Source organism: Paenibacillus dendritiformis, assembly GCF_015845845.1.
GTDB classification, from domain to species: domain Bacteria; phylum Bacillota; class Bacilli; order Paenibacillales; family Paenibacillaceae; genus Paenibacillus_B; species Paenibacillus_B dendritiformis_C.
On the sequence record NZ_LDIG01000169.1, the window covers coordinates 1 to 11,650 of the forward strand.

Annotated in this window: 7 protein-coding genes; 3 read left to right on the forward strand and 4 right to left on the reverse strand. The window is 53.6% G+C overall.

Translation table 11 applies throughout. The annotated features are described in order from the left end of the window. Positions 1 to 105 precede the first annotated feature (105 nt). The gene (locus ABD76_RS17200; RefSeq protein WP_197253375.1) at positions 106 to 1,404 is read right to left on the reverse strand and encodes an IS1380 family transposase; all 1,299 of its coding nucleotides are present in this window, start codon (positions 1,402 to 1,404) and stop codon (positions 106 to 108) included. A 133-nt stretch (positions 1,405 to 1,537) separates the two neighbouring features. Between ABD76_RS17200 and ABD76_RS17205 the strand changes: the two genes are divergently transcribed. The 3 genes from ABD76_RS17205 to ABD76_RS17215 all read left to right on the forward strand — a co-directional run bounded on the left by ABD76_RS17205 (position 1,538) and on the right by ABD76_RS17215 (position 5,130). Beyond that, positions 1,538 to 2,770, forward strand: coding sequence for an MFS transporter (locus ABD76_RS17205; protein WP_197258451.1), 1,233 nt, complete (start codon positions 1,538 to 1,540; stop codon positions 2,768 to 2,770). A 101-nt stretch (positions 2,771 to 2,871) separates the two neighbouring features. Further along, complete coding sequence (locus tag ABD76_RS17210; RefSeq protein WP_006676633.1) at positions 2,872 to 3,207, forward strand: ArsR/SmtB family transcription factor; 336 nt, start codon at positions 2,872 to 2,874, stop codon at positions 3,205 to 3,207. Between the two features lie 156 nt (positions 3,208 to 3,363). Further along, positions 3,364 to 5,130 (forward strand): SulP family inorganic anion transporter, encoded by a 1,767-nt coding sequence (locus ABD76_RS17215; protein WP_197258452.1) that lies wholly within the window; start codon positions 3,364 to 3,366, stop codon positions 5,128 to 5,130. Between the two features lie 67 nt (positions 5,131 to 5,197). Here ABD76_RS17215 and ABD76_RS17220 read toward each other — a convergent pair whose 3' ends face one another. The 3 genes from ABD76_RS17220 to ABD76_RS17230 all read right to left on the reverse strand — a co-directional run bounded on the left by ABD76_RS17220 (position 5,198) and on the right by ABD76_RS17230 (position 11,490). After that, entirely contained in the window at positions 5,198 to 6,415 is a 1,218-nt protein-coding gene (locus ABD76_RS17220) for a bis-aminopropyl spermidine synthase family protein (protein WP_197258453.1), read from the reverse strand. A gap of 872 nt (positions 6,416 to 7,287) precedes the next feature. After that, positions 7,288 to 9,399, reverse strand: coding sequence for a P-loop NTPase family protein (locus ABD76_RS17225; protein ID WP_197258454.1), 2,112 nt, complete (start codon positions 9,397 to 9,399; stop codon positions 7,288 to 7,290). 768 nt (positions 9,400 to 10,167) lie between these two features. Then, on the reverse strand, positions 10,168 to 11,490 hold the full coding sequence (locus tag ABD76_RS17230; protein ID WP_197257525.1) for an IS4 family transposase: 1,323 nt from the start codon (positions 11,488 to 11,490) through the stop codon (positions 10,168 to 10,170). Between the last annotated feature and the right edge of the window lie 160 nt (positions 11,491 to 11,650).

Genomic DNA, 11,650 nt, shown 5'->3' on the forward strand with positions numbered 1-11,650 from the left:
AAGAAAATATCCAGTCCCATGAGCGCTAATTCGAAAAGAAGGGCATATTTTCCCCCTCCCCATCCCACAGAGGCATTGCATTTCCATGTTTATTTTTGGAAGCGGTCATTCCAGCGCAGCAACTTTTGTCGCGATCCGTAGCCAAGTGTAGCGGTTCGGGAAATCTCTCGCCAACTTGAGAATCACCTGCCGACTATGCTGGATGATGGTCGCGGCACAGAGGAAAAACTCCTGACGAAACCGGGCAATCGTATACCCGTGATGAACCGGTTCACAGCAGTCGCGTTTAAACCGTTCGTAGAGGTTGTATGCTAACAGCTTGATTAGCAAGTCGATTTCATTCGCGGTGAAGCGGCTTGTCGAAATGCGGTTGATGGAAAAGCCACGCTTGGCTTCCTTGATGTGGTTTTCCATGCAGCAACGCTGGTTGTAGAAATGCCACAGGTCAATCGGCTCCCACTCAAGGCTTGTGACGATCGCTTCATACTGCCAATCTGTATCAAGAAGAAGCCGAGATTGATCCCCATCGTACACCTGTGCTTTGCGGATGACGGCAACACGGCGTGCTTTCTTCCAGGAGGTGGCTTTGTAGACCAGTACAATGCCCTCGATGATCCACTCCTCATCGACAAATCGCTTCCAAACGGAGCAGCGTTGCACTTCCGCTTGAAGTCGCTGGGTCCATTTCAATTTTCCTACATACCCGATTCCTTTGGATTCCCATAAGCCGTAAAAGTCCTCACCGCCAAATCCTTTGTCAAATCGGGCATACTTCACCGGACGATCACCAAGCAATTCGAACGTCTGGCGGAGGAAGTCAGCGGCATTCGTGGATGAATGCGTATTTCCAGCACGAAGAACAGCGTTTAAACACAAACGAGATTGGCCTTCATAAGCCAACAGCGGATGGTAGCTTTTACGTCCCGGTTTGTGGGGATTCGTGCCAACGGCCGCGCCTTTTTGGTGACCAAAAACGGTTTCCACGGTGGAATCCAGATCCATGATGAGTTCATCGGGCAAACCAGGCGCGATGACCTGCTGATTCAACTTTCTCAAGTCGAGTGTGAAAGTTGGTTGCTTACCAAACCGATTCAATTCTTTATACAGCAAGGTGTGGTGTGGACAGCGTCCACCGAGGAAACGTTGCACAAGTGCATCCTGTTGCAACGCTCGAAAATGAAAAAGGCGTTCACAACCGAGTGTCCAGCCGATTATGAGGTAGAGCAGGATGCGAAAAACAGGGAACAGGGAGTGCCTGTGTTTGATGTTGCTCAAGTTCTGCAATGCTTTGTCCAGTTCGATTTTTTCGAGATACTCCAGGAATACTTTGCTTCCACCAACGCTGGAAGCGTGACGCAAGGAAAATTCAGTCTTGATTTTGCTGACGGGTGTGGTAGACTTCACCTAAAAGGTGCTCCTCTCTTTGGGTGATGTTGTTTTCGCAAACACTATTCTACCAAAGATTTGGGCCCTTTTTTCATTTTTCAGGCACAGTTACTTTCGAAATTCAGGTTTATATAGTTAATGAGGTGTCCGCTTGAATCGTTCCTTTTATTCGTTATTATCAAGCCGATCATTCGCCAATCTGGCCGGATCGCTCTATATGATGACATTGATCGCCGCCGTATACCAACTGACCGGGTCGGCGGCCTTCGCCGGAGCGGTCTCCTTCGTCCGCTCCATCGCCGTGCTGTCGAGCAGCTTCTCTCTGCCGTTCTGGTATACGAAGCTGACGGTCGCCAACGTGACGCGGCTGTTCCTGGGGCTCCAATGCGCGCTGTCCGCGCTTGTCGCCTTCTCTCTGGCGCCCCTGTCCGAGATGCTGCCTGCATCCGCGTTTCTCGGCTATGCGTTCGGGGGCATCGTGCTTATCGGCTATGTCGAAGGCTGCGCCTCCGCCGCGGCCAATGCGCTCTATCCGCGCCTTGTCGAGGAGGACAAGCGCGTGCAGGCCAACAGCCTTGTCTCCACCAGCATGCAGATGCTGTCGCTGCTCGGCTGGACCGCCGGCGGCATTCTCGTCGCCAAGCTCGGCCACTCGCTCGTGCTGCAGTTGTCCTCGGGGCTGCTGCTCCTCGGCTGCCTCTTCCTCATTCGCCTGTCCCATAAGGAACACCTCGAACGGAAGGCAAAAGGCTCCCGCTCCATGCTGGCCGGCTGGACCTTTCTGTTCACCCATCCGCAGATGCGGATCATTACGTGGATGGATATCGTCGAAGGAATCGCGGGCGGCATCTGGATTGGCGGCGTCACGCTCGTCTTCGCGCAGGAGGTGCTGCAGAAGGATGAAGCGTGGTGGGGCTATATCAATGCCGCCTACTATGCGGGCACCATTATCGGCGGGCTGATTACGCTCAAGCTGTCCGCCCTTATCCACCGCCATCTGGTGAGCACCATTATTGTCGGTTCCTTCGGCGTGAGCTTGTTCGCTTACGGCTACGCGTTCAATACGCAGGCCTTCATCGCCCTGGCTATCGTCCTGCTGATGGGCCCGTTCTACCAGCTGCGCGATATCGCCCAGCGGACGTATGTCCAGCAATACACTCCGCTCGCCGAGCAGCCGAATGTATTCGCGGCGCAGAGCACGATCAACTATGTTCTGTTTGGGGTGTCGGTGCTGTTCGCCGGAACGGTGGCCGACATGTGGGGACCGCAGGCGGTATATATCGTCGGAGGGACGATGTACCTGCTCTCGGCCAGCACCGGGTTTATCTTGAAGAAGAAGCATGCGGCGGCAGAGGGCCATGATTCCCCTCCCCTCTCTTCCTGACAAAGCCCCCGCACCTGGGCCTCCATGCTTCTTTTCCAGAAGCGTCCGTTTTGTGGTACACTATTCTATATCTACTCTTTCCAAGACAAAGGGAGTACGCCATGTATCCGGACATTCAACAGTTCAAAGCCGAGTTTTTCAAAGCGTTGGCACACCCCTTGAGAATCAAAATATTGGAGGTTCTATGCGAGGGCGACAAGACAGTGAACGAAATTCAGTCGATCCTCGGCATCGAAGGATCGGCCGTCTCGCAGCAATTGGCCGTCCTTCGCGGCAAGAACGTCGTCTACGGCGTCAAGGACGGAACCTCGGTTATTTATTCTCTGCGCGATCCGATGATTAAGGATCTGCTCCAGGTGGCGAAGCGCATCTTCGACAATCATCTTGTCAACTCGATTTCGATGCTGCAAAACATCAAAAAACAAGAATCTTCATAAAAGAGAGGGATTCGAGAAACGGACTCGGGTTTCCTCTCTTTTCCCTTTCTGCCCGCCATACACGGCGCTACACCGGCTTTGACAGAAGCGGAAATGAAATATATGATTTTTTTGTATATTCAAATAATCAGATATTTAGAAATGGTGGGAAAGTGAATGAAACCGTTGTTGCGCGGGCGTTATGCCGGATATTCCGTGCAGTCGCTGAAGAAAGATTTGATTTCCGGAAGCATTGTCGGCATTGTCGCCATTCCGTTAGGGATGGCGTTTGCCATTGCTTCGGGCGTCAAGCCGGAGTACGGGCTCTATACGACGATCGTGGCGGGCCTGCTCATTTCGCTGCTGGGCGGTTCGCGGTTCCAGATCGGGGGGCCGACGGGGGCGTTCATTCCGATTTTGTTCGCCATTGTCCTGCAGTATGGCTACGAGAATCTGCTCATCGCCGGCTTCATGGCCGGGGCCATGCTCGTGTTGATGGGGCTGCTCCGCTTCGGAGCCGTCATCCGCTTCATCCCGCGGCCGGTCACGATCGGCTTCACCTCCGGGATCGCGGTCATCATCTTTACGGGGCAGATCGCCGATTTCCTCGGTGTGCACGTTGACAAGCAGGGCGGCTTCATCGCCGACATGCGCGCCCTCATTCTCCAGCTTCCGTCGCTGAATTTATATAGCGTATTGACCGCGGCTCTCTGCCTTGCCGTCCTGCTTATCACGCCGAGATGGCTGCCCCGCATTCCCGGATCGCTGATCGGGCTGCTCATCTCCAGCTTGGCTGCCGCCTGGTTCTTCCCGGGCCAGGTAGCCACCATCGGCTCGACCTTCGGCGATATTCCGGGCGGCTTGCCCGAATTCCGGGTGCCGGCGATCAGTTGGGATCGTATCCTCCAACTGCTGCAGCCCGCCTTCGTGATCGCGATGCTCGGCGGCATCGAATCGCTTCTGTCGGCGGTCGTCGCCGACGGCATGACCGGCGATCGGCACAACAGCAACCGCGAGCTCGTCGGCCAGGGAATCGCCAACATGATCGCGCCGCTGTTCGGCGGCATTCCCGCGACCGGAGCTATCGCCCGAACGGCGACCAACATCCGGAACGGAGCCGTATCTCCCGTATCAGGCGTCGTGCATGCGCTTGTCGTGCTGCTGGTGCTGCTGTTCTTCGCACCGTACGCTTCGAATATTCCGCTTGCCGCCATGGCGCCGATTTTGATGGTCGTCGCCTGGAACATGAGCGAGCGCAAAGCTTTTCTGCATATTTTGCGGACACGGACCGCCGATTCGCTTATTTTGGCCGTCACCTTTCTGCTGACCGTCTTCTTCAATCTGACGGTGGCGGTCCAGGCCGGGCTCGTGCTGGCCGTCGTTCTGTTCGTGAAGCGGATGAGCGAAGGGGTCAAGGTCGCCAAAGTGCTGCCCGATCCGGCCGACCGGAAAGCCAAGGTCTCTTCCCGGATCGTGAAAGACGGCCGGCATTGCCCGCAAATCAGCATGTTCACGGTCGAAGGGCCGCTATTCTTCGGGGCGGCCCAGTCATTCGAGCAATCGCTGGCCGATCAGTCCGCAGACACTCCGCTCGTATTGATTCTGCGCATGGGCCGCGTCCCGTACATGGATACGACCGCCGAAGCGAATCTGTCCGCTCTCGTCGGCCGCGTTCAGCGCCAAGGCGGCATCGTGCTCGTGACCGGCATCCATGAACAGCCGCAGACGCTGTTGTCCCGGACGGGACTGGCCGATCGCATCGGGGCCGACCATTTCTTCGATCGGACGGGCGCCGCCATCGACTATGCCTTGACGCGCATCAGTACGGCGCGCTGTCAAGGGTGCAGGCATTTCGCGTTCCGGGAGTGCACCGCCTTGTCCGGGGCCGGCTCGTCGGCGGACCAACCATGCTCGGTCCGGACACGGGAGACCGTCCGCGCGTAGCCGCATAAGGAACACCGTTCCGCCCTTCCCCGGGCAGAACGGTGTTTTTTCTTTCCACCGCGGTCAACTATCCGTGTTGCCGCTGATGGGACGCGAGCGGTGCGGTTTCCTCCGTCTTGCCGCTCTGCTTCTTTTCAACGAGCTCGAAGGTGAAGCCCCCGCAGCGGGAGCAGCCGCGCTGCTTCAACTGTTCAATCCTGCCAATCTCCAAGTCCTGGCCGACCCTAACCGCACCGAGGCATTGCTTGCAGCGGTACAGGCGCTCCGTACGCCTGATTTCACCGGTGTATATCGCCCCTTCGCAACGTTCGTCGAACCCCGGAACGGTCCGCTCCGTCGACTTCAGCACAATCATTTGCCCGCGGCCGCCGATCATTTGCGCTCCCTCATATTCATTGAAATGCGGGATAATTTCCTGCACCATCAACCCCATGCGAATGAACTCCTGCTGCATCGCCAGGGTGAAGCCGGGCGGCTTGTGCGCGAACGACAGGAATACGGGGAGTCCCTTACTCCGCTTAAGGGCGCTGATGCCCCTGGACAGGAACAAGCTCATGCCCGGCATCGTGTACGGCGGATCCGTAAAAAAGCAATCGAAGCGGCCATGCAGCGCTTCCGGCAGCGGCTGACGGAGATCGGCATGGTGGCACTGAATCGGCAGATGCTCCCGCTCCGCGACATCGCGAATATATTGCAGAAAGCGCTCGTCGATATCGACGACATGAATCCTGGTCCTCAGGCTGCTTTTCCCCGGGAACAGCCGCTTCAGCAGCAGGCCGAGCGAGATGCTGACCAGATCGTCGTCGCCGATGCAGAGCACCCGCTTGCCAATCAACGCGTGCTCGCGCAAGCACAGCATCGCCCGCTTCAGACTGGTCTCCATCGTGCATTTCGACTGATCGATCTGCACGTCCGCCTGCGGCCGGGCTTCATAAATGCCGCTCCAATCCTTCCACCAGTCGGCCAATAAGGTGCGCCAATCCGGACCGGCCTTCAGCAAGGCATGGTATAGGGCGATATCAAGCCCCTCATAATCCCGTTCCTGCTCGACCCAGGCATTGCCTGCAGGCGTGCAGCGTACTCCCCTTTCCTGCCGGAGCAGGCCGGCGCGGATAAGTTCCTTCTTGACGGCCGTCGCAAGCGGAACCGGAAGCATCGTGTGCCGGGCCAACTCTTTCGTCGCAATACCCGGTTTCAAATAACATGAGATAACCATCTGTTCTATGACATGCGCGCCTTCATCAAGGCGCATGTTTTCTTGGATCGTATCGAATAGGGTTTTCATGGAAAAGTCTACCTCGCTTCATCGCTTGATAAGATAGAACATGGCCATGACTGCTTCAACGCCAAAAAAGGGCAGAAAATGAACATACGTCCAACTTCTGCCCTATCATCTTCATCGCGATCGTTGCTGCTCGGCAGCCTGCGCAACGGAATGCGCCTCGCCCGAGCATGCGGAATCTGCCGGATGCGGCAGGACTTCCAGCCTGTCGCCCAGTTGCAGGCGTCGTCCCTGCAGGCTGAACCGCGCCCGGCCTCCGCCCTGCCTAGGATCGTTCGCGGATCCTGGACAAGCCGGCGACTGGTCCGTGCATAACAAAAGCCGCGCTCAAGAGCACGGCTGATCGCAATCGATGGAATTCAACGTGGATGGCCTTTGTTCTTAACACGTGTGAGACATTCCATTCGCGCATCACAAACAGACGCCACAGATCGGATCTGGTGCGACATGGACACGATGGAATTCACGCTATCCAATTGGGTTGGTTAAGAACAAAGCACCGACATCAAAAGCTCCCCATTCCTATAAGGTACCCTTATCATACAAGATTAGGAAGCGAATATCAAGCGGTTGAAGCATAAGACGCCCGCCCGCCGATGATGAGCAGACGGCAGGCATCTTATGGCAGCATGCTGGCGCGCAGGAAGCAAGGCTCACTTTTTCTTTGGCTTGATCCTTGCCAGCAATCCGTCTTCCCCGGAGCCAAGCAGATCGGTCCCGGTCCAGATCACCTTTTGCAAGTTCATCCCTTGGACGGAAAGTACGTTTGGACCATGCCGTCCCGTTGCTAGACATATACGAATAGGCTCCGCCAACGGCTGCATTATCAGTTATCCTCAACGGCTCTTCATTCCTCTTTTCGCAGAATGCGATTGTTAAGCCTTTTCGGCGGGAATCCGATTCAAATCGATTTGCTTGGAAAACCGCATGCGCAACACCGAGCTGACATCGAGGAATGCCTTCACTTCTTCTTCCGGCCCTTCGATGACGATGACCTTGTCCGCATTCATCTTATCCGTCGCCTTCATCAGCGCATCCGCCACCGCCCGCTCCGCTTGTACCCGCTCGGGGGCCGAGCACAGTTCATGAATACGGACGACAAGCAATCCGCCCTCCGCTTGCTGCAGACTGTTCTGCAGCTGATCATTAAGCTCCTGCACCGACCGTACGTTCTGCAGCTCCGTATTTACGATATGTCCGCGGGCTACGATACCATAATGCTTATACAGCCCGGCCAGCCAATGAGCCAGTGATGATCTTCCCGACTCGACGCCTCCCTTGAACACGAAGCAGGCCGAAGGAGCATCCGCATACATGCCTTTGGCCTTCCGCTCGCGATAGGCATGGAGCTGCTCCGCCCATTCAGCCAGCGTGGCGCGCTGATCGTGCAGTTCTTCGCTACGGCTCAGCTCCGCCTCCCAGTCGAACGGTTCTGCCTGAACCATATTCGGTTCATTTTTCTCCACATTATGCTGAACCCCATTCTGCTCAAGTCTCTCCGCAATCTCCCGAACCACATCCAGTTCAATTCTTTCCTCGTTCTGCTGAACCGGTTCGAATTGCGGAGCAACAGTCTCCGGTTCCGCATGCTCCCATGGCGGTGAGGCTGAAGGCAGTATTTCAGGCACAATTAGTTCCGTAGGGAAGGAAGAGCGTTCGAACTGATGAGAGCGATCGGCCGCCACATTCGAAAGATCCTTACCTGATGGCGTCGCCGTTCGCAAGAATGGAATCAAGTACGGGAAAAAGGTCCGGATTCCGATATATTTGTCCAGTAAGCTATTTAGCTTGTTCGGCGGCCCGATCAAAATGAGAACGATATCCTCGTTGCACTGATCCAGATAGCTTAACAGCGAATGGATCGCCTCATTGCCTTGTTCCGGCGCACCCGGCTCAGACAGCCGGTACAAATCAGGAATGACGACAACATTGCCGGAAGCCTCGTCAAGAGCATCGTTGACCTTTGTAGAGGTTGTGAATGGATCTGACCCTAGCAGTTCGCAGAAAGAAATCTCCACAACCTCCCCTTCATTGAGAACATCCAACTCATATAATAATTTGCCGAGAATACGCGCGATTGTCATCTGTCCCATGCCCGGCAGGCCAGCAAAAATCATATTCATCCGCAGTTCATAGGTATCGAACCCGAGGTTCTCCCGCTCGTTCATCTCTGACAGCACATGAACCAGTTGCAGGACATGTTGCTTGGCCGCCTCCATGCCATGAAGAGCGTCCAGTTGCTGAAGCAAACCTTCTAGCCCATTCTCAGTCTCAGCTACTATTTCCTCAGATAGTTCCCGGCTTACTCTATCAAGCCACGCAGGAGTCACGAGCACGCTTCGTTCGGTGCGATGTCCCTCTGCTGCACCAACGATATGGCAAGCTTCCAAAATTTGAAGCAATTCGATCGCCTGATCCCTGTCGACAGCAAGGTGGAACTGCAGCAGATCCGCCGAGGCATAGCCCGCGCCCACCACAACCGATGCCGCATTCTTCACCCATTCATCTCTCAAGCTATGCCAACCAGCCTCGTCCTCGTCGTCTCCGTCGTCAGCTTCATCTTCGTCTTCATCATCTTCATACTCATGCCAGGAGTTCACCAGCGCCTTAACTCCCTCCGGCGTCAGGAGCACCTTCCGTACAGAACTGTCGCTTGAAGCTTCATCAACAACTCCATACTCCTCCAATTCATTCAATATGTACTCGGCATCTTCCTCATCGATGTCAAGCTCGGCCTCCAACAGCTCCGAGGAAGCATAGCCTGCCTGAGCTACGATGACCGCAGCATCCTCGACCAGTTCATCATACTCCTCGTCTTCTTCGTCCTCTTCATCATCTTCCTCATCCTCATCGTACTCATCTTGATCATTATCATGACCGTCCCATTCATTCAGAGCTTCCCCCTGCTCATCGTGCCGGCCTGCTTCGTTCTCCTGCTCCGCTTTGTTGTTCAGCCCGGAGAACATCACAATTGCAAGCAATGGCACAAATATATAAGCAGCAGGCTCCCAGATATTCTTAAGGATCGCCCAAAGTATTATAATAATAATGAGATTGACAAGACCACGAAATATTCTCAATTTCCAGCACCAGCTTTCCTCTTTCTCCCCCCCATCATATCACAACATATTCCACCTTACGTCCAACCAATCTTACAAATTAGCAGCATTATCTGCCACTTCGGATATCCTTCCAGGCAATCTCCCTTTGGCTCAGATTCCACCCAGGCTGCCCATTTCTACGTATTGCCTTCTGAGCAGTTCCCTACCTCTATTGTTCTTTTCATCATTCTCCCATCGAGTCAGGTTAGCACCTTCGGATATTCATTGAAGCAATCTCCTTTTGGCTCAGATTTCCGCCCACGGCTGCTCATTTGACTTTGAGTGAGGACTTGGGAAAGGCTCGTAAACGGCTAGATACCCTGACCTTTCCTGAACAAATGGGATAGTGATCATAAGCGGCGTAACACACATGTACCGTTCCTGAGCGATCGGGAGAGTCCCCGTATGTGGCGAGAGAAATGTGCATATGCGGGTAGACAGTTTACGATCACCAGTTGTAGATCCACAAAAAGACGCCCCTTACCGGGCAATGTCATTAAGTTAAGCTCAAAGACAAGAGCGGAAATAAAAATGGAATCCGAAACGGCATGGGAAAAAGCCCTGTGCCGTTTGTTTTTGGTGCAAGCAAGGAAAAAGCGTACAGCAAACAAAGCGGACGGAAGATCCGCTTAAAAAATGTTCATATGAAACGAATTATGCTACTCTATAGACGAAGCTAACAACTGATTTGTAGCGTATTTTGCGCGTATTCTGCTGCCCTGGGCGAACGGGGCGAATCGGCAAAATGTTTTTGCGGATCAGTGCTTCAACATCGGGCGGGGGTTCATCGTGCCGTGAGCGCAGGAAATGTCTAGAAACGTGAACGGCAACCGTGAAGTTGACTTGGTATGAGTGCCGTTTATCCATTTGGGAAATGACGACGTGTGAGGTCATCATTTCAGCGAAATTGTACATGATCATTCTTGCGAAAATCTCTTGGGTGATGGACTCTCGTCTCTTTGCGTGAAAATTCGTCAGACCGACAGTGTACTTTAATGCCCTGAAAGAGGTTTCAATGCCCCATCGCCTGTTATACATAGACTTGATTTCATCGGGTGGGAAATCAGCGGCAGAAAGATTCGTAATGACGGTCTCATAAGCGCCATGAGGCAGGACGAAACGAACAACCCGAAAGGTAATCGGGTAAAACAAGTTCTCATGCAAATCCAAAAAATCAAATGTAGACGTGGAAGGAACGAACTTGTACATCTCGGGATTAGCCTTGACCTCTTTGGTTTGTTTTTTGGTGAGTGTCAGATGAACGTCCCTATCAAACTCTCCGCTAGAGGGCAAACGCAAGCCCGAAAGAATACCATTGGAATCCAAATCCTTTACCCGTATGACATAGTTCCACCCTTTGCGTTCAAGGTGCGCGAAATTGTTGTAACTTTCATAACCTCTATCGGCAATAACAATGGTTTTGCCCTTGATGGGAGAACGGTCAACCATAGCAGCCAGCGCCCTTCCCTCGTTGCACAACCTTCGTGGTTGAACAATGGCATCCACGTACAGTCTGTTGCACAAGTCATAGGCAGCGTTCAAATGCAGAAGGCTATAGCCTTTCGTGTTCGGTTGACTTTGAAAATAGGTGTCCGTGTCCGCAGAGTCAGTTGCGATATGTAAATCCGAACCGTCAACGGCAAGTAATCGATACCCTCGGTAGTCCTTGATATCCGTATACGATTGCGTAAATGCGTGAAACAAGAATTCCACAGCAGACGGCAGGATTTTATTCCTCTGTTGGACAAAAGCGGAAGTGGTTGCGGTGTTTACGTTATAACCTTGGGATTCCAGGAGTTCCTTATATATGCTGTTGCCCCCCATGGAGATCAGGAGTTGCATCACCGTTTCAAAGGATAGCTTTTTCTTTCGGGTAAAATCTTTTTCAGGGTTTTTGACATAAGGTGCTGGTGCGGCTGCCATTTCTCGTATGAGGGATGTCAGCGTTTCTTTTAGCGAATTCGCGTACTCATTCATTGGCGTAACCTCCTCGTTTTTTCAAGGGGCTTCGCCACACATATCCATCTACCTGTTAAGTCTTGATTTTCTTTTGAAACAAAAAAAAGAGCGGGCTATCTTTTTGATAACCTGCTCTTGTGCTTGATTATGGTTTCCGCGCCTTATCTTAATGACATTG